This window comes from Azospirillum melinis (assembly GCF_013340935.1).
Classification (GTDB): Bacteria; Pseudomonadota; Alphaproteobacteria; order Azospirillales; family Azospirillaceae; genus Azospirillum; species Azospirillum melinis.
In genome coordinates this window covers 46503-69733 of the sequence record NZ_WHOS01000030.1, presented here as the reverse complement: position 1 = coordinate 69733, position 23231 = coordinate 46503, and the positions used below count along the sequence as shown (strand labels likewise).

Annotated in this window: 21 protein-coding genes; 14 read left to right on the top strand and 7 right to left on the bottom strand. The window is 68.5% G+C overall.

Going from position 1 to position 23231, the window contains the following annotated elements:
• Positions 1-5 precede the first annotated feature (5 nt).
• The 5 genes from GBZ48_RS21300 to GBZ48_RS21280 all read left to right on the top strand — a co-directional run bounded on the left by GBZ48_RS21300 (position 6) and on the right by GBZ48_RS21280 (position 6197).
• Entirely contained in the window at positions 6-1115 is a 1110-nt protein-coding gene (locus tag GBZ48_RS21300) for an ABC transporter ATP-binding protein (protein WP_174472832.1), read from the top strand.
• Between the two features lie 310 nt (positions 1116-1425).
• Positions 1426-1944: a 2Fe-2S iron-sulfur cluster-binding protein gene (locus GBZ48_RS21295; protein ID WP_174472831.1), complete on the top strand. Its 519-nt coding sequence runs from the start codon at positions 1426-1428 to the stop codon at positions 1942-1944.
• On the top strand, positions 1941-2930 hold the full coding sequence (locus GBZ48_RS21290; RefSeq protein ID WP_174472830.1) for an FAD binding domain-containing protein: 990 nt from the start codon (positions 1941-1943) through the stop codon (positions 2928-2930). The genes GBZ48_RS21295 and GBZ48_RS21290 overlap by 4 nt, the downstream gene beginning before the upstream one ends.
• The gene (locus GBZ48_RS21285) at positions 2927-5227 is read left to right on the top strand and encodes a xanthine dehydrogenase family protein molybdopterin-binding subunit (protein ID WP_174472829.1); all 2301 of its coding nucleotides are present in this window, start codon (positions 2927-2929) and stop codon (positions 5225-5227) included. The genes GBZ48_RS21290 and GBZ48_RS21285 overlap by 4 nt, the downstream gene beginning before the upstream one ends.
• Before the next feature lie 145 nt (positions 5228-5372).
• Entirely contained in the window at positions 5373-6197 is an 825-nt protein-coding gene (locus GBZ48_RS21280; protein WP_174472828.1) for an aldo/keto reductase, read from the top strand.
• A 22-nt stretch (positions 6198-6219) separates the two neighbouring features.
• On the opposite strand, the gene GBZ48_RS21275 is transcribed toward GBZ48_RS21280, so the two are convergent.
• From GBZ48_RS21275 to GBZ48_RS21265, 3 genes are all read right to left on the bottom strand, one after another.
• On the bottom strand, positions 6220-6396 hold the full coding sequence (locus GBZ48_RS21275; protein WP_246307359.1) for a type II toxin-antitoxin system CcdA family antitoxin: 177 nt from the start codon (positions 6394-6396) through the stop codon (positions 6220-6222).
• Between the two features lie 115 nt (positions 6397-6511).
• Positions 6512-7972 (bottom strand): ATP-binding protein, encoded by a 1461-nt coding sequence (locus tag GBZ48_RS21270; RefSeq protein WP_174472826.1) that lies wholly within the window; start codon positions 7970-7972, stop codon positions 6512-6514.
• On the bottom strand, positions 7962-8711 hold the full coding sequence (locus tag GBZ48_RS21265; protein ID WP_174472825.1) for a response regulator: 750 nt from the start codon (positions 8709-8711) through the stop codon (positions 7962-7964). Before GBZ48_RS21265 ends, GBZ48_RS21270 begins: the two co-directional genes overlap by 11 nt.
• 274 nt (positions 8712-8985) lie before the next feature.
• Here GBZ48_RS21265 and GBZ48_RS21260 point away from each other — a divergent pair, with 274 nt between their 5' ends.
• Entirely contained in the window at positions 8986-10254 is a 1269-nt protein-coding gene (locus GBZ48_RS21260; protein WP_246307358.1) for an ABC transporter substrate-binding protein, read from the top strand.
• Between the two features lie 99 nt (positions 10255-10353).
• Here the strand turns inward: GBZ48_RS21260 and GBZ48_RS21255 are convergent, their stop codons facing one another.
• Together GBZ48_RS21255 and GBZ48_RS21250 are read right to left on the bottom strand one after the other, a co-directional pair.
• Positions 10354-11427 carry an NAD(P)-dependent alcohol dehydrogenase gene (locus GBZ48_RS21255; protein WP_174472824.1) on the bottom strand — a complete coding sequence of 358 codons (1074 nt, stop codon included), beginning with the start codon at positions 11425-11427 and terminating at the stop codon, positions 10354-10356.
• A gap of 181 nt (positions 11428-11608) precedes the next feature.
• Positions 11609-12643, bottom strand: coding sequence for a sensor histidine kinase (locus GBZ48_RS21250; RefSeq protein WP_174472823.1), 1035 nt, complete (start codon positions 12641-12643; stop codon positions 11609-11611).
• A 209-nt stretch (positions 12644-12852) separates the two neighbouring features.
• On the opposite strand from GBZ48_RS21250, the gene GBZ48_RS21245 reads away from it, so the two are divergent.
• Positions 12853-14013: a PQQ-dependent sugar dehydrogenase gene (locus GBZ48_RS21245; RefSeq protein ID WP_174472822.1), complete on the top strand. Its 1161-nt coding sequence runs from the start codon at positions 12853-12855 to the stop codon at positions 14011-14013.
• A 31-nt stretch (positions 14014-14044) separates the two neighbouring features.
• The gene (locus GBZ48_RS21240; protein WP_174472821.1) at positions 14045-14539 is read left to right on the top strand and encodes a GNAT family N-acetyltransferase; all 495 of its coding nucleotides are present in this window, start codon (positions 14045-14047) and stop codon (positions 14537-14539) included.
• Here the strand turns inward: GBZ48_RS21240 and GBZ48_RS21235 are convergent.
• Positions 14526-15503, bottom strand: a complete 978-nt coding sequence (locus GBZ48_RS21235; protein WP_174472820.1) for a quinone oxidoreductase family protein — start codon at positions 15501-15503, stop codon at positions 14526-14528. The two genes, GBZ48_RS21240 and GBZ48_RS21235, sit on opposite strands and share 14 nt — an antisense overlap.
• A 143-nt stretch (positions 15504-15646) precedes the next feature.
• Here GBZ48_RS21235 and GBZ48_RS21230 point away from each other — a divergent pair, with 143 nt between their 5' ends.
• The 6 genes from GBZ48_RS21230 (at position 15647) to GBZ48_RS21205 (ending at position 22254) form a co-directional block, all read left to right on the top strand.
• The gene (locus GBZ48_RS21230; protein WP_174472819.1) at positions 15647-16522 is read left to right on the top strand and encodes a LysR family transcriptional regulator; all 876 of its coding nucleotides are present in this window, start codon (positions 15647-15649) and stop codon (positions 16520-16522) included.
• Between the two features lie 437 nt (positions 16523-16959).
• Positions 16960-17358 (top strand): ArsR/SmtB family transcription factor, encoded by a 399-nt coding sequence (locus tag GBZ48_RS21225; RefSeq protein ID WP_425486008.1) that lies wholly within the window; start codon positions 16960-16962, stop codon positions 17356-17358.
• Between the two features lie 22 nt (positions 17359-17380).
• Positions 17381-17884 (top strand): arsenate reductase ArsC, encoded by a 504-nt coding sequence (locus GBZ48_RS21220; RefSeq protein WP_174472818.1) that lies wholly within the window; start codon positions 17381-17383, stop codon positions 17882-17884.
• 58 nt (positions 17885-17942) lie between these two features.
• Positions 17943-18974, top strand: coding sequence for an ACR3 family arsenite efflux transporter (arsB, locus tag GBZ48_RS21215; protein ID WP_174472848.1), 1032 nt, complete (start codon positions 17943-17945; stop codon positions 18972-18974).
• 246 nt (positions 18975-19220) lie between these two features.
• On the top strand, positions 19221-21980 hold the full coding sequence (gene adhE, locus GBZ48_RS21210; protein WP_281362456.1) for a bifunctional acetaldehyde-CoA/alcohol dehydrogenase: 2760 nt from the start codon (positions 19221-19223) through the stop codon (positions 21978-21980).
• A 28-nt stretch (positions 21981-22008) separates the two neighbouring features.
• Entirely contained in the window at positions 22009-22254 is a 246-nt protein-coding gene (locus GBZ48_RS21205; protein WP_174472816.1) for a hypothetical protein, read from the top strand.
• Between the two features lie 131 nt (positions 22255-22385).
• Here GBZ48_RS21205 and iolB read toward each other — a convergent pair whose 3' ends face one another.
• Positions 22386-23195, bottom strand: coding sequence for a 5-deoxy-glucuronate isomerase (iolB, locus tag GBZ48_RS21200; protein WP_174472815.1), 810 nt, complete (start codon positions 23193-23195; stop codon positions 22386-22388).
• Positions 23196-23231: the final 36 nt, after the last annotated feature.

Sequence of the window (23231 nt, the reverse complement as noted above, 5' to 3'; positions counted from 1 at the left end):
TTCCGATGGCGACTCTCAGCATCAACAACGTCCGCAAGCAGTATGGCAGCGTCGAGGTCCTGAAGGGCATCGACCTGGACCTGACGGACGGCGAATTCCTCGTCCTGCTCGGTCCGTCGGGCTGCGGGAAATCCACCCTGCTCAACATGATCGCCGGGCTGGAGACGATCAGCGCCGGCGAGATCCGCATCGACCAGCGCGTCGTCAACGAGGTTCATCCCAAGGACCGCGACATCGCCATGGTGTTCCAGTCCTACGCGCTCTACCCCAACATGACGGTGGCGCGGAACATCGGCTTCTCGCTGGAGATGCGCGGGCAGGCCAAGCCGGAGCGCGAGGGCGCCGTCCGCCGCGTCGCCAGGCTGTTGCAGATCGAGCATCTGCTCGACCGCAAGCCGGCGCAGCTGTCGGGCGGCCAGCGCCAGCGCGTCGCCATGGGCCGCGCCCTGGTCCGCGACCCCAAGGTGTTCCTGTTCGACGAGCCGCTGTCCAACCTGGACGCCAAGCTGCGCGTCGACATGCGCACCGAGATCAAGAAGCTGCATCAGCGGCTCGGCACCACAGTGGTCTATGTCACCCATGACCAGATCGAGGCGATGACGCTGGCCAGCCGCATCGCCATCATGAAGGAGGGCGTCGTCCAGCAGTTCGCCCCGCCGCAGGAGGTCTACGAGCGCCCCGCCAACATGTATGTGGCGAGCTTCATCGGTTCCCCCACCATGAACTTCGTGCGCGGCACGCTGTCGGCCGAGGGCGACCGGCTGGGCGTCAGCATCGGGCGCGAGCGCAACGGCTTCCTGCCGCTGTTCCAGGCGCCGGAACAGGCCGGAAGCTGGCTGGGCCAGGAGGTGATCCTGGGCATCCGGCCGGAGGCCATCACCTGCTATGACCCGGCGATCGCCGCCGGCAACCCGGCGCTGGTGAAGGTCGCCTGCGGCGTCAATGTGCTGGAGCCGACCGGGGCCGACACCATCACCTATGTCGAGCTGAATGGCCATGAGGTGGTCGCCCGCATCAAGCCGAGCGACCGGGTGGCGGAGGGCGGGACCGCCGACTTCATGATCGACATGGCGCGCGCCAACCTGTTCGACCCGAAGACCGAACAGCGGATTTGAGCGTCCGGAGCCCCGGCGATAATCCCCTCTCCCCCGGGGAGAGGATTAGGGTGAGGGGGTCGCGTTGGGAGGATCTTCAAGAACCGCGCACTCCCCGCTCCAAATAATCCACGCTATGCATCCCCCTCACCCCGACCCTCTCCCCCGGGGGGGGAGAGGGAGATTTTCCCAGGCTGGAAGATCTTTTGCCAAGCCAGCGTGATTTCCAGCGCCGTTGACGGTTGACAGGCCGGCTCAATCCGCCCGCAAGGCGGGGGCGGGCCAGGGTCTGCCATCGGGCAGGACCCGTTCCGTCATGGGGAATGCGCTGATGAACTTCACCATCAATGGCCAAAGCGTCGAGGTCGAGGCGGACATCCGCAGCTCGCTGCTCGACCTCCTCCGCAACAGTCTGGGTTTCACCGGCACCAAGAAGGGGTGCGACCAGGGCGCCTGCGGCGCCTGCACCGTGCTGGTCGACGGCGAACGCATCAATTCCTGTCTGGCGCTGGCGGTGCAGTACCAGGGCCGCAGCATCACCACCGTCGAAGGGTTGGGCAGCGACGGCACCCTGCATCCGTTGCAGCAGGCCTTCGTCGAGCATGACGGATTCCAGTGCGGCTATTGCACGCCCGGCCAGCTCTGTTCCGCCATCGGCATGGCGCGCGAGATCGAGCGCAACATCCCGAGCGTCGTCACCGCCGACCTGTCGGCGGACAGCGTCGCCGTCGACGAGACCGAACTGCGCGAACGCATGAGCGGCAATCTCTGCCGCTGCGGCGCCTACAACGGCATCGTCGAGGCCATCTCCGAAACGCTGGGCAAGATGCAGGAAGGGGCACGGGCATGAACCCCTTCAGCTATGAACGGGCCGCCGACGCGGCGGCCGCCATTGGATTGGCGAAAGGCAATGCCGCGGCGCGCTATCTCGGCGGCGGCACCAATCTGGTCGATCTGATGCGCGAGACGGTCGAACGGCCGGAGATGCTGGTCGACGTCACCGGCCTGCCGCACGGGATCGAGCCGCGCGCCGACGGCGGCCTGCTGATCGGGGCGTCGGCGACCAACACCGCGCTGGCCGCAGATAGCCATGTGCGCACGCATTATCCACTGCTGGCCCGCGCGATCCTCGCCGGGGCCAGCGCCCAGATCCGCAACATGGCGACGGTCGGCGGCAACATCCTGCAACGCACGCGCTGCCGCTATTTCTACGACACTGCTGCGGCCTGCAACAAACGGGAGCCGGGCGCCGGCTGCGACGCGCGCGACGGCTTCAACCGCTATCATGCCATCCTCGGCGCCTCGCCGGCCTGCGTCGCCACCCATCCGTCCGACATGTGCGTGGCCCTGGCAGCTCTCGACGCCACGGTGCATCTGGACGGGCCGGACGGGCCGCGCAGCATCGCGCTTGCCGACCTGCACCGGTTGCCCGGCGACCGGCCGGACATCGAGACGGAGCTGAAGCCGGGCGAACTGATCGCCGCGGTGGAGATCCCGCCCCTGCCCTTCGCCCGCCGCTCGACCTACCGCAAGGTGCGCGACCGTGCCAGCTATGCCTTCGCGCTGGTGTCGGTCGCCGCCGCCCTCGATCTTGCCGAGGACGGGACGGTGCGCGACGTGCGGCTGGCGCTCGGCGGCGTCGCCCACAAGCCGTGGCGGGCTTCGGCGGCCGAAGCCGCGTTGAAGGGCCGGCCGGCCAATCCGGAGAGCTTCCGCGCCGCCGCGGAGGTGGAACTCGCCGCCGCGACCGGGCTTCGCGACAACGGCTTCAAGATTGAGCTGGCGAAACGGACCATCGTCGCCGTCCTCGGCGACCTGACAGGAGACGAGGCATGAGCGCGCACTCCGACGCCGCCGCTTCCCGGCCCGGCCGCTGGCAGCCGGCGGTCACGCAGGATCCTCTGCTGCGCAAGCATGGCGCCCAGGGGAGTGGCGCGCTGGGCCAGCCGGTTTCGCGCATCGAAGGGCCGCTGAAGGTCCAGGGCAAGGCGCGCTTCGCCGCCGAGTTCCCCTATGAGGGTCTCTGCTACGCCGCACTCGCCTTCAGCACCATCCCGCGCGGGCGGATCACGGCGCTCGACACCGCGGCGGCCGAAGCGGCGCCCGGCGTCGTGCTGGTGATGACCCATCGCAATGCGCCGCGGATGAAAGCGCCGTCGCTGATGATGTCGTCGCCGACCGCCGCCGGGGCGAGCGACCTGCCGGTCATGCAGACCGACGAGATCCACTGGAACGGCCAGCCCATCGCCGTCGTCCTCGCCGAGACGCAGGAGCAGGCCGATTATGCCGCCTCGCTGGTGACGGCCGGCTATGCGCCGCTGCCGGCGGTGACCTCATTCGACGAGGCCAGGAAGACGCCGCGCCAGCTCGACAACATCCTGGGCCAGCCGCCGGTGGTCGAGATCGGCGATGCCGAGGGGGCGCTGAAGGGGGCGGCGGTTCAGGTGGACCAGATCTACCGGACGCCGCGCCACAACCACAACGCCATCGAACTGCATGCGGCGACCGTCGCCTGGACCGGCGATGAGCTGCGGGTGCATGACGCCAGCCAGCTTCTCGACCTGACCGCCGGGCAGCTGGCCGACATCTTCGGGCTGGAGGCGGACAAGGTCCGCGTCTCCTCCCCCTATGTCGGCGGCGGCTTCGGCGGCAAATGCCTGTGGGACCACCAGATCCTCGCCTGCGCCGCCGCGAAACTCGCCGGGAGGCCGGTGCGCATCATGCTGTCGCGCGAGGGGGTGTTCCGCATCGTCGGCGGCCGGACGCTGACGGAGCAGCGGGTGGCGCTGGGCGCCAGCGCCGACGGCAGGCTCGACGCGCTGATCCACACCGGCATCGCGGCGATGACCGCGCACAACTCCTGCCCCGAGCAGTTCACCTTCCCGACGCGCCACCTCTATGCCGCCAAGTCGGTCCGGCTGGCCCAGGAGGTCGCCGACATGGACATGCTGGCGAACACCTTCATGCGGGCGCCCGGCGAGTCCGTCGGCACCTTCGCGCTGGAATGCGCCATCGACGAGCTTGCCGACAAGCTGGGCCTCGATCCCATCGAGCTGCGGCGGCGGATCGAGCCGGAGAAGGACCCGACCAGCGGCAAGCCCTTCTCCTCCCGCCACCTGATCGACGCCTATGAGAAGGGTGCCGAACGGTTCGGTTGGGAGCGCCGTAGCAAGGCGCCACGCCAGCGGCGGGACGGCGAATGGCTGATTGGCATGGGCTGCGCCACGGCGACCTACCCCTATCACCGCTTTCCCGGCGGCGCGGCGCGGATCAGGTTGACGGCCGGCGGGCAGGTCACCGTCTCGACCGCGGTCCACGACATGGGGATGGGCACAGCGACGGCGCAGGTCCAGCACATCGCCGCCCGGCTCGGCGTGCCGCTCGACAACGTCACCTTCGAGTATGGCGACACGACCCTGCCGCGCGGGGTGATCGCCGGCGGCTCGACGCAGACGGCGTCCATCGGCGGCGCCGTCATCGCCGCGACGGAGGTCTTCGTCGAGGAGCTGCTGAAGCTCGCCGGCAACGATTCGCCGCTGGCCGGCCTGTCGCTGGCCGATGTCGAGACGCGGGACGGCGGCATCGGCCACCGCGACGATGCTGCGCGCTTCGAAAGCTATGAGTCGATCCTGCGCCGGGCGGGACGCGGCGAGCTGGTCTGCGAGGCCGAAGCCCCGCCGCCGGCGGAGATGGAAGCCTTCTCGATGCATTCCTACGGCGCGCAGTTCTGCGAGGTCCGGGTCAGCGAGATCACCGGCGAGGTCCGTGTCTCGCGCTTCCTCGGCTCCTTCGATGCCGGCCGCATCCTCAACGCCAAGACGGCGACCAGCCAGTTCAAGGGCGGCATCATCATGGGAATCGGGCTGGCGCTGACCGAGGAGACCAACTTCGACCCGCGCACCGGCCGCATCGTCAACGCCTCGCTCGCCGACTATCACGTGCCGGTGCAGATGGACGTTCCCGCCATCGAGATCCTTTACACCGACATCCCCGACCCGCAGGCGCCAATGGGTGCCCGCGGCATCGGCGAGATCGGCATCACCGGCGTCGGCGCCGCGGTGGCCAACGCCGTCTACAACGCCACCGGCAAGCGCATCCGCGACCTGCCGATCACGCTCGACAAGCTGATGTGAGGCTCCGAAGCCTTCGATTTGGGAATTCGGTTCACAGGTGATTGGGCGGGAGAGGCGGTTTGCGGACGGCCTCTCCCGTTCTATGTCTCCATCCGAGACATGAGAAGGCGCGCCCCCCGTGGCGCCGATCAGGAGAGAGATCAGGATGCAGACCGTGAAGGCGAATGGAGCCGAAATCCCAGCATTGGGCTTCGGTGTTTTCCGCATGTCGGACGAAGAGGTCGAGCGGGTGGTTCCGGCGGCGCTGGAAGCGGGTTTCCGCCATTTCGACACCGCGCAGATTTACCGCAACGAGGCCGCCCTCGGCCGCGCCCTGCAAGCGGCCGGCGCGCGGCGCGACGAGCTGTTCCTGACCACCAAGGTCTGGGTCGACAAATACAGCCCCGACCTGTTCTCCGCGTCGGTGGATGAGAGCCTGGAGAAGCTGAAGGTCGACCGGGTCGATCTGCTGCTGCTGCACTGGCCGGCCGATCAGGTCGCCATCGCCGAGCAGATCGAGATGCTGAACGCGGTGCAGGCCGCCGGCAAGACCCGCTTCATCGGCGTCAGCAACCAGAACATCGCCCAGCTGCGGGAGTCGGTCGAGCGCAGCCAGGCCCCCATCGTCACCAACCAGATCGAGGTCCACCCCTATCTCGACCAGAGCGCGATGGCGGCGGCAGCCAGGGAACTGGGCGTGGCGATCACCGCCTACTACGCCATGGCCGACGGCAAGGTGCCGCGCGATCCGGAATTGCAGCGGATCGGCGCCAAGCATGGCAAGACGGCGGCCCAGGTGACGCTGCGCTGGCTGATCCAGCTGGGCCATATCGTGCTGTCGAAGACCGCCAAGCCGGAACGGGTGCCGGAGAATTTCCAGGTGTTCGACTTCACGCTGGATGACGGCGACATGGCGGCGATTGCCAAGCTGGCGCGGCCGGATGGGCGGATCGTCAACCCGGCGGGGCTGGCGCCTGCTTGGGACAAGTGAGCGGAGTTTGGTGCGAGTTTAATCAGTAGAGCCGGATCTTCGCCAGCGGAAGGCCATGCGCTTCGACATAGCTGTTGGAGGAGCGGATGGCCGCCCGGTTCTGCGCCAGCCATTGCAGGGCATGCAGGCTCTCTTGCTTACTTGCCGTTTTTGCGGGCTCCGGTACAGAGAACTTCACTGCATGGACAGGCTCGGTCATCGGCTTCTCCATATTCCGGCCAATATCAGAGTGCAGGTGATCGCCATATCGATCAAGGGGCGTCGCATATCGCTCCCTCTCCCGGGGCGGGAGAGGGCGACGACTGGCATCCCCCTTACAACATCCGCGGCAGCGTCACCCGCACCCGCAAACCGCCGCTGGCGCGGTTGCTCAGCTCGATGCGGCCCTGGTGGGCCTCGACGATCGACTTCACGATGGACAGGCCGAGCCCGCTGCCGCCGGTCTTGCGGTTGCGGGAGCCTTCCAGCCGGACGAAGGGCTTGAAGACGTTGGCGATCTCCGCCTCCGGGATGCCCGGCCCCTCGTCGCAGACATCGACGACGATCTCGACGGCGTCGGCATCGACGGAGACGGTGGCGCGCTCGCCGTACTTGATGGCGTTGTCGATCAGGTTGGCGAAGGCCCGGCGTAGGCTGGACGGGCGGCCGGCGAGGCGGAGCTGGCGGGCCTGCTCGAAACGGTCGCTGCGCTCCACCCCGCCGCCGAAGATGGTGCGGACGGCGGCGAACTGGAGCGGCGGCGGCTCGTTGTAGGTCACCGGGGACCCGGTGTCGGCATAGTCGTCGCACAGGCTCTGCAACAGGCTGGCGAAGGCGACCACCTCGACCTCCTCGCGCAGCACGTCGTCACCGAGGAACTCCAGCGTCGCGGTGACCATCGCCGCCATCTCGTCGATGTCGGCCATCATCTTGGCGCGCAGAGCATCGTCATCGACATATTCGGCACGCAGCCGCAGCCGCGTCGCCGGGGTGCGCAGGTCGTGGCTGATCGCCGCCAGCAGATGGGTGCGCCCCTCCATCAGGTCGCGGAGCGCGTTGCGCGCCTGGTTGAAGGCGCGGGCGAGCGAGGCGACCTCCTCCGGCCCATCCTCCGGCAGCGGGCGGGGGTGCAGGCGGTCGTGCGGGCGGGTCGCCTGCTCGGCCAGCGATTCCAGCGGGCGGACCAGCCGGCCGGGCAGCCAGAGCAGCAGCCCCAGCGCCAGACCGAAAGCCGCCAGACCGGCCAGCACCATCTCGAACGGCGTGGTGCGGGGCCGCCAGAAGCGCGGGCTGGCGAACTCCAGCCAGCCGCCGCCGGCAAGCTGGACATAGACGCGGGCGTCGCGCAGCTGGGCCGCCGTGTCCTCCGCCACCAGGGACAGGGATTCCGCCAGCGTCTGGGCGCGGGCGGAATGGACGGACAGCAGGGCGCGCTGGACGGCGACGAACACCGGGCGCGGCGCGTCGACCACCCCCTCCATCATCCAGCCGGCAGGCACGGCCGGGGTGCCGGGCCCCTGCCAGGATACCGACAGGTCGGGCAGCCCGCTCAGCGCCAGCGCCGGCCCGGCGGCGATGCCGTCCAGCACCGCGCGGTCGGCAGCCTCCACCGCCGCCGCCATCGCCGGCCCCAGCCGGTGGGCGGTCAGCAGCTCCCGCGCGCGGTCGTCGACCAGATGCATGCCGATCAGCGCCCCGCCATGGGTCAGCACCAGCAGCGCCACCATCGCCGCCAGGATACGGTGGCGCAGCCGGGCGGTGCGCATCTGGGCCGGCAGCAGGCGTTCAAGCGCCACGGCTTATCCCGGAAGAGGCGGCTTCGCCCTGGTCCACCACCGTCGCGGTGAACTGGTAGCCGATGCCGCGCACCGTCTTGATCAACCCGGAACCGCCCGGCCCTTCCTCCAGCTTGCGGCGCAGGCGGCTGATCTGGATGTCGATGCTGCGGTCGAAGGGGATCGAGGTGTCGCCGCGATGCTTCTCCAGCAGCTCGGTGCGCTCCACCACCTGGGGCGCGCGCTCCAGCAGCGTGCCGAGCAGGGCGTATTCACCCTGGCTGAGATGGACCACAACCCGGTCCGGCGTGCGCAGCTCCCGCCGCCCCTGGTCGAGCGACCAGCCGGCGAAGCCCAGCACGCGCGGCCGTTCGCGCACCGGCTCCGGCCCGCCGCAGCGGCGCAGGATGGCACGGATGCGGGCCAGCAGTTCGCGCGCGCTGAAGGGCTTGACCAGATAATCGTCGGCGCCGACCTCCAGCCCGACGATGCGGTCGACCTCGCTGCCCATCGCGGTCAGCATGATGACGGGGGTCTCCGATTTGGCGCGCAGCGAGCGGCACAGGCTGGTCCCGTCCTCCCCCGGCAGCATGACGTCGAGCACGATGAGATCGACCGGCCATTGGGCCAGCACCCGCGCCATCTCGCGCCCGTCGCCGGCGGTGGAGACGCGGAAGCCGCTCTTCACCAGGAAATCATGCAGCATGTCCCGGATCTCGGGATCGTCGTCCACGACCAGGAGATGGCGCGCGCGCTCCATGGCGTCCCTTCCCTCTTCCGTACGCTGCCCCGCGGGGGCTTTCTTGTTCGTTGGGCCTGAGTGTAGCCTCCCCCGCCGGTCCGGGTACAGCGCGCCGCGCGGGCCGCTTTGTAACGGTTGCGTAACAGCGGCGCGGCCGTGATAAGGCGTTGTTACCAAATAATCCGGGCGCCGAATTGCACGCGGGATAGAGTTCCTCCAACGGCCGGACGGCGAACAGCCAAGGCCAACTCGAAGATCGAACGAAGACAGGGAACAGGGGGAAATGTCCAAAATGCCGTCTCTCAGCAAATCCATCCTCGGCATGACCGCGCTCGCCACCATTATGGCCGGCGCCCTCATGGCCGCCCCCGCCAAGGCCGAGCCGGCGGTGGAGGTTCTGCATTACTGGACGTCCGGCGGCGAATCGAAGGCGGCGGGCGCGCTGCGCCAGGATTTCGAGGCGGCGGGCGGCAAGTGGATCGATGCGCCGGTGGCCGGCGGCGGCGGCGACGCGGCCAGCACCGTGCTGCGCTCCCGCGTGCTGGCCGGCGACCCGCCGAACGCCGTGCAGCTGAAGGGTCCGAATATCAAGGACTGGGCGGCGCAGGGCAAGCTGGCGACGCTGGACGAGGTCGCCAAGGCGGAGAACTGGGACGCCATCCTGCCGCCGCAGATCCGCGACGTGGTGACCTACAAGGGCCATTACTACGCCGTGCCGGTGAACATCCACCGCGTCAACTGGATGTGGGTGAACCCGAAGGTCATGGAGAAGGCCGGCGTCGCCATCCCGAAGACCTGGGACGAGTTCAACACCGCCGCCGACAAGCTGAAGGCCGCCGGCATCATCCCGCTGGCCCATGGCGGCCAGCCCTGGCAGGAAGGCGCCCTGTTCGAGGACGTCACCCTCGGCCTCGGCGGTCCCGACTTCTACCGCAAGGCGCTGGTGGAGCTGGACGCCAAGGCGCTGACCAGCGACACGATGGTCAAGGTGTTCGACCAGATGCGCAAGCTGCGCGGCTATGTCGACGACGGCTTCCCCGGCCGTGAGTGGAACCTCGCCGCCGGCCTGCTGATGAACGGCCAGGCCGCCATGCAGATCATGGGCGACTGGGAAAAGGGCGAGCTGACCGCCGCCGGCAAGGTGCCGGGCAAGGATTTCGTCTGCGCCCACGTGCCGGGCCAGTTCGGCTACATCGTCAATTCCGACAGCTTCGTCATGTTCAGCTCGGCCAACGCCGACCGCGCCGCCGGCCAGAAGCTGCTGGCCAAGCTGATCCTGGGCAAGAAGTTCCAGGAGACCTTCAACGTCCTGAAGGGCTCCATCCCCGCCCGCCAGGACATGGCGCGCGACAGCTTCGACGAATGCGCCGTCAAGTCGATGGACGATTTGAAGACGGCCATCGACACCAACAGCGCCGTGCCCTCGATGGCCCACGAGATGGCGGTCCCCGGCGCCGTCCGCGGCGCCTTCCTCGACGTGGTGACCGCCCACTTCAATTCCACCATGACCTCGCAGGAGGCGGTGAAGCGTCTGGCCGAAGCCGTCGATCTGGCGAAGTAAGCCTCTGCTTTCCTTGTTTGTCCTCTCTCCTCTGGTGTTGCGTGTGACCTTGAAAAGCCCCTCTCCCGCCTGGGAGGGGGGCTTCTTTTCGTTCGAGACTCAGGGCGTGATCGCCACCTTCAGCACGCCGTCGCGCTGGTGGCCGAACAGATCGTAGGCCTCCTCGATCCGCTCCAGCGGAAAGCGGTGGGTGACCAGCGGCTTGAGGTCGACGCGGCCGGAGGCGACGACGCCCATCAGCCGGCGCATCCGCTCCTTGCCACCGGGGCAGAGCGAGGTGACGATGGTGTGGTCGCCGAGACCGGCGGCGAACGGTCCCAGCGGCAGGCGCAAATCGCCGGAATAGACGCCGAGGCTGGACAGGGTACCGCCCGGCCGCAGCACGCGCAGCGCCGCCTCGAAGGTCGCCTGGGTGCCCAGCGCCTCGATGGCGACATCGACGCCGCGGCCGTCGGTCAGCCGCATGATCTCCTCGACCGGATCGACGCTGCGGAAGTCCACCGCATGGTCGGCCCCCATCCGCCGCGCCATCTCCAGCCGCACCGGCACGGTGTCGACGGCGATGATGGTGGTGGCGCCCTTCAGCCTGGCGCCGGCGATGGCGCAGAGGCCGATGGGGCCTTGCGCGAAGACCGCGACCGTGTCGCCGATGCGGATGTTGCCGCGCTCCGCCCCGGCGAAACCGGTGGACATGATGTCGGGGCACATCAGCACCTCCTCGTCCGTCAGCCCATCGGGGACGGGAGCGAGGTTGACCATCGCGTCGGGGACCAGCAGGTATTCGGCCTGGGAGCCGTCGATGCTGTTGCCGAAGCGCCAGCCGCCCAGCGGCTTCCAGCCATGCCGGGTGCCGGCGCCGTCCTGGGAATGGCAGCCGCACAGGCAGGCGTTGCTGTGGCCGCTGGGGGTGATGGCCCCGGCGATCACGCGCTGCCCCTCCCGGTAGCCTGTGACGGCGGAGCCCAGCTTCTCGATGATGCCGACCGGCTCATGGCCGATGGTCAGGCCGCGGGCAACCGGATATTCGCCCTTCAGGATGTGGATGTCGGTGCCGCAGATCGTCGTCGTGGTGATGCGGATCAGCGCGTCGAGCGGCCCGACGTCGGGGATCGGTTTGTCGTCCAGCACGATGCGGCCCGGTTCGACGAACACCGCCGCTTTCATCATGACCATGGCGTCCTCCCATTTTGGTGGCCGCCGGTCGGGGGAAGTTTGGCGTGACTTCGGCAAACGGCCCACGGCCGGCGCTGTGCTTCACGCCGGCCAGTCTGGCACGACTGGAGGAAGGCCGGTATTGACGCAGATTAACCGGCCGCGGAAAATCGCCCTCCCCCACGCCGCCACGGCCTGTTTTTCATGAGGCGGAGGGGCCATCGCCCGGCGATGCCGATGGCTGGCAGCAGGGGAAGCGCAGGATCGTCTTCACGCCGCGCTCCGGCCGCGGCTCGATGTCGAGGCTGCCGCGCAGTTGCAGGGCAAGCTGCTGGATGATCCGGCCGCCCAGCCCGGTCCCCTGCGGCCGGTCGGACAGGATGCCGACCCCGTCGTCGCAGACACACAGCACGCACCCGGTCGCTTCCTTGCGGAAGCTCAGCTCGATGCGGCCGGCCCGGCCGTCGGGAAAGGCGTATTTCAGCGCGTTGGTGACCAGTTCGTTGGCGATAGTGCCCACCGCCACCGCGACCCCCATGTCGAGATCGGCATCGTCCACCTCGGCGCTGATCGCCACCGGCTGCACCCCGACGACGCCGATCTGGATGTCCTCGACCAGACTTTCCAGGAAATCCTTCGAACTGACGATGTTGACGCCTTCCACCCGGCGCAGCCGGACATAAACGCGGGCCAGCACGCCGATCCGCTCGATGGTGCCGCTGACGATGTCCTGCCCCGCCCCCGCCTTGTGGGCGGCGAGCGTCAGCTGGGCGCAGATCTGTTGCAGGTCGTTGCGGATCCGGTGATGGATCTCGTGCAGCATCAGGTCCTTTTCCGCATTGGCGGCGGCCAACTGGTTCGAATACTCGCGCAGTTGCTCGTTCGCCCGACGCAGGGCATGGGCGCCGCCGGCGATGCCGAAACCGAGGCCCATATAGATGAGGAAGGCCAGCCGGTCGCCCGGCTCGGCGATCCACAGCATCCCCTCCGGCTTCATGAAGAGCCAGGCCGAACACAGTCCCGACAGCGCAACCGCCAGATAGCCCGACCCGCGGTCGAACAGCAAGGCGATGACGAAGATGGTCGGGATGAAGAGCAGGAACGGGTATTTGAACAGCAGCGGATCGAGCGCATGGCGCACCAGCGCCGTCAACGCGACCAGCAGCAGCGTGATCCCATATTGTGCCCAAGCGGCGCGTGGGAGGCTGGACGACAGCCGGCGAAAGAAGTCTTCCATACCCCGTTCCCTGCTCCGAACACCGCAACGGAACGGTAACAATCGGCGTGTGAAATCGGATGACCCGGGTATGCACACAAACATGTGACGAATTGCGTCCAGGCTCCGGTCGGCCATACCGGCGGGGGAGTCTTTCGGGGGAGCCGGCCTTGGCCGCCGGCCCCGCACCCCCATCTGCAAGATCAATCCCGAAAAACCGGAGGATCGCGATGCGCAGCACCCTGACCCTGTCGGACACCGCTCCAATCGCCGCTCTCATTGCCGCCCTCGCCATCCCGCTTGCCCCGGCTCAGGCACAACAGGGGCAAGGACAGACGGTGAAGACCGTCCGCACCAGCGCCGGGCCGGTGGCGGTCAGCCGCGTCGCCGGCGGGCTGGAGCGGCCCTGGGGCATCGATTTCCTCCCCGACGGCCGGGCTCTGGTGACGGAAAAGCCGGGGCGGCTGCGCATCATGGCGCGCGACGGCTCGCTCTCCTCCCCGCTGGCCGGAACGCCGAAAGTTTTCAACCAGGGCCAGGGCGGGTTGATGGACGTGGCCGTCGATCCCGACTTCGCCCGCAACCGCGTCATCTACCTCGCCTATGCCGAGCCGGGAGACGGCGGCACCGCAGGCACGGCGCTCGCGCGCGGCACGCTGGGCGAGCGCGGCATCGAAGACTTGCACGTCATCTTCCGCCAGTCGCCCAAGGTGGACGGCGGCAACCATTTCGGCACCCGCATCGCCTTCGCGCCCGACGGCCACATCTTCCTGACGCTGGGCGAGCGCTACAAGTTCGATCCGGCGCAGACCCGCGACAACACGCTGGGCAAGGTGGTCCGGCTGAACCGCGACGGCTCGGCTCCGAAGGACAATCCGTTCGCCGGAGAGGGGGCGACGGCCGGCGCCGTCTGGTCCTACGGCCATCGCAACATCGAGGCGGCGGCCATCGACCCGCGCAGCGGAGCGCTGTGGATCGCCGAGATGGGTCCGATGGGCGGCGACGAGCTGAACCGGCCGGAAGCCGGGAAAAATTACGGCTGGCCGCTGGTCAGCTGGGGCAAGCATTACGACGGCCGCGACATCCCCGACCCACCGACCCGCAAGGAGTTCACCGACGCGGTGATCCACTGGACGCCGGTGATCTCGCCGTCGGGCATGGCCTTCTACACCGGCGGACTGTTCCGCGACTGGCAGGGCAGCGCCCTGATCGGCGGCCTCAGCGCCAAGGGGCTGGTGCGCGTCGCCATCGATGGCACAGGGGCGAGGGAGGTCGAGCGCATTCCGCTCGACGCGCGCATCCGCGATGTGGCACAGGGTCCGGACGACGCCCTCTACGTCATCACCGATGCCGCGGACGGCGCGGTCCTGCGGCTGGCGCCGGCGAAATGACCGCCTGGGAGTGGGCCGAAAGATGGGACAGATGAGGATCAGGGATTACCGGCCGTCGGACGCCCCCGTCCTGGCGCAGCTTTACGCCCGCTCCGTCCGTGGCATCGGCCCGCGCTTCTACAGCGCCGAGCAGGTGGAGGCCTGGGCCGCCCGGGCGCCGACGGTGGAGCGGGTGCGGGAAGCCTATGGCGACGGCCGCGTCGCCCTGGTCGCGGTGGACGGGGACGACCGGCCGGTGGCCTTCAGCGACGTCGAGACCGACGGCCACATCAACTTCCTCTATTGCGCGCCGGAGGCGGCCGGCCGCGGCGTCATGTCGGCGCTGGTCGACGTGCTGGAGGCGCGCGCCCGGGCGCTCGGGCACCCCCGCCTGCATGTGGAGGCGAGCGAGGCCGCCCGTCCCTTCCTGCTGCGCCGCGGCTTCACCCTGCTGGCCCGCCGGGACCTCAGGATCGGCGATGTGCCGATCCACAATTACGCCATGGAGAAGTGGCTGGTCCCGGCGGCGCGACTCAATCGGGCGTGAGGACCAGGGCGCCGCTGGTGCCCCGCCCCTCCAGCGCGCGATGGGCCTCCGCCGCGGCAGCGAGCGGCAGGCAGGTCACCGGACCGGCGCTTAGTCCGGCGGCGACACGGGCCAGCACCTCCCCGGCGGCGGCGCGGTAGGTGGCTGGATCGGCCATGTAGGCGAACACGCTGGGCCGGGCGAGGCAGAGCGAGCGGCGCGGTCCCAGCTCGGACAGTTCGAGCGGGACGACCGGCCCGCCGGCCTGACCGACGCTGGCCACGGTGCCGAACAGCCGCACCGCGTCGAAGGTCCGGCGCAGCGTGTCGCCGCCGATGCCGTCCACCGCGACATCGGCGCCGCGCCCGCCGGTCAGATCGCGGACGGCGGCGACGAAATCCTCGTCCCGATACAGGATCGCGTGGTCGAGCCCATGGGCACGGGCGGTTTCCGCCTTGGCGGCGCTGCCGACCGTGCCGATGACGGTGGCGCCCAGGCTCTTCGCCCATTGGGTCAGCAGAAGGCCAAGACCGCCGGCGGCGGCATGCACCAGGATCGTGCTCCCCGGCCCGACCGGGCAGACCCGGTTGAGCAGCATGTGAACGGTGATGCCGCGCAGCAGCAGGGACGCGGCGGCCACCGGCTCGACGCCATCGGGCAGGCGCACCGCACGGTCGGCGGCCAGCAGGCGCGCCTCGGCATAACCGCCGGCCGGCAGCCCGGCCCAGGCGACGCGGTCGCCGACGGCAAGCCCCTCCACCCCCGGTCCGACCGCCTCCACCATGCCGGCGCCCTCGACCCCGAGCGTCGCGGGATAGGCCGGCAGCGGATAGAGGCCGGTGCGGTGGTAGATGTCGACGAAATTGACCCCGGCGGCGGCATGGCGCAGGCGGATCTCGCCCTCGCGCGGGGCCGGCAGGTCGATGAGGGCAGGCCGCATCACCTCGGCGCCGCCCGGCCCGGCCGTCTGGATTGAGCGGATCATATCGGCTGTCTCCGTTGATCGTTGCGATGGAGCGGAGGCTAATCTGTGGCGCAGCGCACTGAAATTCGGCAAAGTCGCCCAAGTCCTGGGTGTTTTTGCGCAGAGGCGGAGGGTCCGATGGGATGGGCCGGTGAACTGGGCCAATGAACTGGGATGATCTGCGCGTCTTCCTCGCGCTGGCGGACAGCGGCAGCCTGTCGGCAACGGCGCGGAAGCTGGGGGTGGACCACTCCACCGTCGCCCGCCGGGTGGCGGCGCTGGAAGCCGACCTTGGCGTGCGCCTGTTCGACCGGCTGCCGCGCGGCTATGCCCCGACCGCGGAAGCGGAGGAGTTCGCAGTCCTGGCCCGCCGGGTGGAGGATGGGGTACTGGCGGTGGAGCGCCATGCCCGCGGCCAGCCGGGCGAGCCGGCCGGTGTGGTGCGCCTGTCGGCCCCGCCGGCCTTCTCCAGCAGTTTCCTGGCGCCGCGGCTGGCCGGCCTGCGGCGGACGCTGCCCAAGCTGGTGGTGGAGCTGGTCGGCGATGTCCGTGCGGTCAGCCTGACCCGGCGGGAGGCCGACCTCGCGCTGCGCCTGCAAAGGCCGGAGGACGATGGGCTGGTCGCCCGAAGGATTGGCGCCATGGGCTACGGGCTCTATGCGACGCGGGATTATCTCGCCGGCCGCGACGAGGCCGATTGGGAATTCATCGGCTATGACGACAGCATGGACCATGTGCCGCAGCAGCGCTGGCTACGGCAGGTGGCCGGCCGCCGCCCCTTCGTCTTCCGCGCCAACGACCTGATGAGCCTGCGTGCTGCGGCCGCGGCCGGCATCGGCATCGCCGCGATTCCGCATTTCCTCGGTCGGATGGATGCAGTCCTGGTCCAGGCGGTTCCGGCCGCGGGCCTTCCGCCGCCGCAGCCGCGCGAGCTGTGGCTGCTGGTGCACGGCGATCTCCGTCGGTCGGCACGGGTGCGCGCGGTGATGGACGCCCTGGTGTCGATCATCGCCGCAGAGCGGTCGCTGCTGGAGGATTGAGGGCTTTACCGTCGTTGTTGCGATGCAATCACGGGCGGCGCCATCGGCGGTACCGACAAAATTTTTACCCTAACCGTGGCCTCAGCGGGAGAAACGAGGGAACAGATCGGCAAGTTACTCCGTTCATTCAGCAGCATCGAAGAGCAGTGCTCTTGCAGCCTGACCATCTGAATATGGAGGAGACGCATGCCTATCCTGCTTTGGCTTCTGGGCGTTCCCGGAATTATCGTGATCCTGCTCTGGATGACGGGCATCATCGGCTTCTGACCTCCCGATTGACCGGGTTCGTTCCACCAAGGCCTCCGCCGGCATCGCTGCGGAGGCCTTTGGTTTTTCCGGCACCCTGCATCGGGCGGCGGGCAGCAGCAGATCATTTCGACATTCATAGAAATATCGTTGACAGCCTGCGCTCCACCTGTCATTTCGATAGTTGTCGAATGATCGAACCTATGGGTGTCGGCATGGAAAAGAAGGATGTCCTGGCCGGGCTGGCGGCGCTGGCACAGGAAACGCGGTTGGACATCTTCCGCCTGCTGGTGGAGGCTGGACCGGAAGGCCGCGCCGCCGGATCGATTGCGGAGGCGCTGGCGGTCGCACCGGCCACCCTGTCCTTCCACCTGTCGGCGCTGACCAATGCCGGGCTGATCCTGCAGCGGCGGGAGAGCCGCTCGCTGATCTATTCGGCCGATTTCGAGCGGATGACCGGGATCGTCGGCTTCCTGTCGGAAAACTGCTGCGGCCGGTCCGCCAGTGCCGGTGCCTGCCTTCCGGTCTGCGCGCCGACGCCGGAAGCGGCCAACAGCGAAAAGACCGCAAGCCCGCGCTGCGGCTGCTGACATCCGGAAAACGGAGCGAAGAATGGCCGAGAACCGCGTCTACACTGTGCTGTTCCTTTGCACGCATAACAGCGCCCGCAGCGTCATGGCGGAATGCCTGCTGAACCGGGAGGGCAAGGGCCGCTTCCGCGGCTTCAGCGCCGGCAGCCAGCCGTCCGGGCGCATCAACCCGTATGTCCGCGACCTGCTGGAGCGGCTGGGCTTTCCGATGGCTGACCTTCGGTCGAAGAACTGGGACGAGTTCGCCACGCCGGGCGCTCCCCACATGGATTTCATCGTCACCGTCTGCGACAACGCCGCGGGGGAGGTCTGCCCGGTATGGCCGGGACAGCCGATCAGCGCCCATTGGGGCTTTCCCGATCCGTCCGGCGCCGAAGGAACCGACGCCGAGAAGGCCGCCTTCACCGCAACGGTGTTCGACCAGATCGAACGCCGCATCCGGGCTTTCGCCAGCCTGCCCATCGCGTCGCTCGACCGCATGGCGCTGAAGCGCCGGATGGACGAGATGGCACAGACAGAATCGTGACGCGGGGGGAAAATCCATGACCGCGGACATCCAAACCGCCCCGGCGGCGCGTCCCGCCATGGGGAATTTCGAGCGCTATCTCAGCCTCTGGGTGGCGCTGTGCATCGTCGCCGGCATCGCGCTCGGCCATCTGGTGCCCGGCCTGTTCCAGGCGATCGCCGCCGCCGAGGTCGCCCAGGTCAACCTGCCGGTCGCCCTGCTGATCTGGCTGATGATCGTGCCGATGCTGCTGAAGATCGACCTCGGCGCGCTGGGGCAGGTCAAGGAACATTGGCGCGGCATCGGCGTGACGCTGTTCATCAACTGGGCGGTCAAGCCCTTCTCGATGGCGCTGCTCGGCACGCTGTTCATCGGCCATCTGTTCGCCCCGCTGCTGCCGCAGGAGCAGATCTCCTCCTACATCGCCGGGCTGATCCTGCTGGCCGCCGCCCCCTGCACCGCCATGGTGTTCGTCTGGTCCAACCTGTGCGAGGGCGAGCCGCACTACACGCTGAGCCAGGTGGCGCTGAACGACCTGATCATGGTGTTCGCCTTCGCACCGCTGGTCGGGCTGCTGCTGGGCGTGGCGTCGATCACCGTGCCGTGGGGCACGCTGCTGCTGTCGGTGCTGCTCTACATCGTCATCCCGGTGGTGGCCGCACAACTCTGGCGGCGCAGTCTGCTAGCGACCGGCGGCGAGCCGGCGCTGGCACGCGTGCTCGGCCGCATCCAGCCGGTGTCGCTGCTGGCGCTGCTGACCACGCTGGTCCTGCTGTTCGGCTTCCAGGGCGAGCAGATCCTGGCGCAGCCGCTGGTGATCCTGCTGCTGGCGGTGCCGATCCTGATCCAGGTCTATGTCAATGCCGGCCTCGCCTATTGGCTGTCGCGCCGCTTGCGCGTGGCGTGGTGCGTCGCGGCGCCGGCCGCGCTGATCGGCGCCTCCAACTTCTTCGAACTGGCGGTGGCGGCGGCCATCAGCCTGTTCGGGCTCAACTCCGGAGCGGCGCTCGCCACCGTGGTCGGGGTGCTGGTCGAGGTCCCGGTGATGCTGTCGGTGGTGCGCATCGTCAAGGCAACCAAGCCCTGGTACGAAGGACAGGCGGGGGCGTGACCTCCGCCTTTTCATGGGTTTTTGCTGCGCATGATTGAGACTGGTCTGGCGCACGCCCATAATGTAGTGAAACTACATTTCGGTTGAGGCGACTTAATGCCTGCACATATGGGGAGAATGGCATATCGCCTGCCAGGACGCTCCTGCAGCCGCTTGGCATGACATGATCCAGATCAAATCTCACGGCAAGTGGTATGACCACTCTTGCGTCGCCATCAAGCGGGATGTAGGTTTCCTACATACTGCATGGAACCGAGAGATTCGGGGGTTCCAGGCCGGGAAACCGGCCCTTTGGCGACACCCGACGGGAGACGCCCGATCATGGTCACGACCGTTAAAACCCTTTCCGACCTGAACGCCCTGATCGCGCGGGTTAAGGCGGCGCAGGCGCGCTTCGCCGACTATCCGCAGGAGAAGGTCGACCTGATCTTCCGCAGCGCGGCTCTGGCCGCCGCCAACGCCCGCATCCCGCTCGCCAGGATGGCGGTGGCGGAGACCGGCATGGGCGTCATGGAAGACAAGGTCATCAAGAACCACTTCGCCGCCGAATACATCTACAACAAGTACAAGGATGACAAGACCTGCGGCGTCCTGTCGGAAGACAACGACGCCGGCATCCTCACCATCGCCGAGCCGGTCGGCCTGATCTGCGGCATCGTCCCCACCACCAACCCGACCTCCACCGCCATCTTCAAGGCGCTGATCGCGCTGAAGACCCGCAACGGCCTGGTGCTCTCCCCCCATCCCCGCGCCCGCAGATCGACCTGCGAGGCCGCCCGCCTCGTGCTCGCCGCCGCGGTCGAGGCCGGCGCCCCCGATGACATCATCGGCTGGATCGACGAGCCCTCGCTGGAGCTCTCCAACGCCGTCATGCACCACCCGGACATCAACCTGATCCTTGCCACCGGCGGGCCGGGGATGGTCAAGGCCGCCTACTCGTCGGGCAAGCCTGCCATCGGCGTCGGCGCCGGCAACACCCCCGCCGTCATCGACGAGTTCGCCGACATCAAGCGCGCCGTCGCCTCCATCCTGATGTCCAAGACCTTCGACAACGGCGTGGTCTGCGCGTCCGAACAGTCGGCGGTGGTGGTCGATGCCGTCTATGACGCGGTGCGCGACCGCTTCGCCCATCATGGCGGCTACATCCTGTCGCCCCGCGAGGCCGACGCCGTGCGCAAGGTGCTGCTGACCGACGGCCATCTCAATGCCGACATCGTCGGCCAGCCCGCCCACGCCATCGCCGCCATGGCCGGCCTGAACGTGCCGCTCGCCACCAAGGTGCTGATCGCCGAAGTCACCGACATCGACGACAGCGAACCCTTCGCCCACGAGAAGCTGTCGCCGACCCTGGCGCTCTACCGCGCCAAGGACTTCATGGAGGCCTGCGACAAGGCCGCCGCCCTGGTGGCGCTCGGCGGCATCGGCCACACCTCCGCACTCTACACCGACCAGGACCGGCAGGCCGGGCGCATCCGCCATTTCGGCGACAGGATGAAGACCGCCCGCATCCTGATCAACACGCCGTCGTCCCATGGCGGCATCGGCGACCTCTACAACTTCCGCCTCGCCCCCTCGCTGACGCTGGGCTGCGGCTCGTGGGGCGGCAACTCGATCTCGGAGAATGTCGGGCCGCAGCACCTGATCAACAGGAAGACGGTGGCCAAGCGGGCCGAGAACATGCTGTGGCACAAGCTGCCCAAGTCGATCTATTTCCGCCGCGGCTGCCTGCCCTTCGCGCTGGAGGAGCTGCGCGGGAAGAAGCGCTGCCTGATCGTCACCGACCGCTTCCTGTTCGAGAACGGCCATGTCACCGACAGCGTCCGCGTGCTGAAGTCGCTGGGGCTGGAGGTCGAGACCTTCTTCGAGGTCAGCGCCGACCCGACGCTGGCAGTGGTGCGCAAGGGGGTGGCGCTCGCCAACGCCTTCCAGCCCGACGTGATCCTGGCGCTGGGCGGCGGCTCGCCGATGGACGCGGCCAAGATCATCTGGGTGATGTACGAGGCGCCCGAGGTGGCGTTCGAGGATCTTGCGCTGCGCTTCATGGACATCCGCAAGCGCATCTACACCTTCCCCAAGCTCGGCGTGAAGGCGCAGCTGGTGGCGGTGCCGACCACGTCCGGCACGGGATCGGAGGTGACGCCCTTCGCGGTGGTGACCGACGAGCGCACCGGAACCAAGTATCCGATCGCCGATTACGAGCTGACGCCGAGCATGGCGATCGTCGACGCCAACCTCGTGATGGACATGCCCAAGGGCCTGACGGCGGCGGGCGGCATCGACGCGGTGACCCATGCGCTGGAGGCTTACGTCTCGGTGGTGGCGAACGAATATTCCGGCGGTCAGGCCTTGCAGGCGCTGAAGCTCCTGAAGGAGAACCTGCCCTCGGCCTACCGCAACGGGTGCCAGGATCCGAAGGCGCGGGAGCTGGTGCACAACGCGGCGACGCTGGCCGGCATCGCGTTTGCCAACGCCTTCCTCGGCGTGTGCCATTCGATGGCGCACAAGCTGGGGGCGGAGTTCCACATCCCGCACGGCATCGCCAACGCGCTGCTGATCGCCAACGTGATCCGCTACAACGCGGCGGACATCCCGACCAAGCAGACGGCGTTCAGCCAGTACGACCGTCCCAAGGGCGTGGCGCGCTATGCACAGATCGCCCGGCATCTGGAGCTGGGCGGCAGCCGCGACCATGAGCGGGTCGAGAAGCTGATTGCCTGGGTGGAGGAGTTGAAGCGGGCGCTGGAGATCCCGGCCTCGATCCAGGCGGCGGGGGTGCCGGAGGCGGCCTTCCTGGCGCGGGTCGATGCGATAGCCGAAGCGGCCTTCGACGACCAGTGCACCGGCGCCAACCCGCGCTATCCGCTGGTCGCCGAGATCAGGCAGCTGCTGGTCGACAGCTACTATGGCCGCGCCTATGTCGAGCCGTCGGCCCAGGACGCCGCACCGGTCGAGGTCAAACCTGCCGGCAAGTCCGCCGCCCGCAAGGACGCGGCGCTCGCCAAGTAACGAAACCCTTACGTCAGGATACGAGACCATGAGCAAAGCGATCATGTGGGCCGAAAGCGATGCCCGCGGCTTCGAGACCGAATGCCTGTTCAACGAGGACAACCGCAGCTACGAGGTGCTGGTCACCGCGAAGGGCCTGGGAATCGACAAGGCGGAGAGCTTCCCGGTGGTCGAGGATCCCGGCCTGGGGATGTGCCCCGCCGACCTTGCCCGCTCGATCAAGCTGGCCGACCGGCTGGTGTGGGAGATCGACCGGTCGCTCGGCGACCTCTGAGGCGAAACACACCGCCGCCGGCCGGCAAGGTCCGCAAGGTCCGATGGCAGGTTGCCTCCCATGGAAAGGCCCCCGTCCGAGGTACCGGACGGGGGCCTTTCCTTTGCTGGGACCTTGACCGCGGCCCCCGGTCAGACCGGAGCCAGCAGCCAGCGGTGTTCCGGGGCGGTGTTGAAATGCCAGGCGCGGCGGGGGCCGGCCATCACGTTCAGGTAATAGCCGGTGTAGCCGTGGGCGGCGCCGACCGGGTGGTAGCCGCGCGGGACCATGACGAGGTCGCCGTTTTCCACCGCCATCGCCTCGTCCAGCGAGCGGTCGTCGGTATAGACGCGCTGGAAGGCGAAGCCCTGCGGCGGGTCGATGCGGTGGTAATAGGTCTCCTCCAGCTGGGTTTCCGCCGTGCCGTCGTCGCTGTCGTGCTTGTGCGGCGGATAGCTGGACCAGTTGCCGGCCGGCGTGATGACCTCCACCACCAGAAGACTGTCGGCCGGCTGCGATTCGGGCAGGATATCAAAGACATGGCGGGTATTGCTGCCCTGCCCGCGGACCGAGGCGCCGACATCCTCCGGACGGATCAGCCGCACCGGCAGCCCGCCGTTCAGGCCGGGCGCGGTGCAGACCGCCAGTTCCAACGCGGTGGTGGCCCGCACCCGCCACGGCGTGCCCTGCGGCAGGTAGATCGCGTAGGGCCGCTTGTCCTCGAAGGGCGACATGCGGTCGCCAAGCTCCGCCCATTCCCGGTCGCCGGCCATCGCCGCGCCGCGCCCGGCGACGAAGACCAGACAGGTCTCGCGGTCCGCATCCTCGCCGGAAACGGTCATCCCCTCCTCCAGGCGGTAGAGGTCGAACCCGATGCACGACCAGCCCGCCGATTCGGGCGTGACATGGTGCACCCGGCCGGCCGGGTCCGGTGCGTGGTTGCGCAGCAGCAGCTTGCTCATGGTCGCCCTCTGTGGTGCCGGATGGTCTTGCGATGC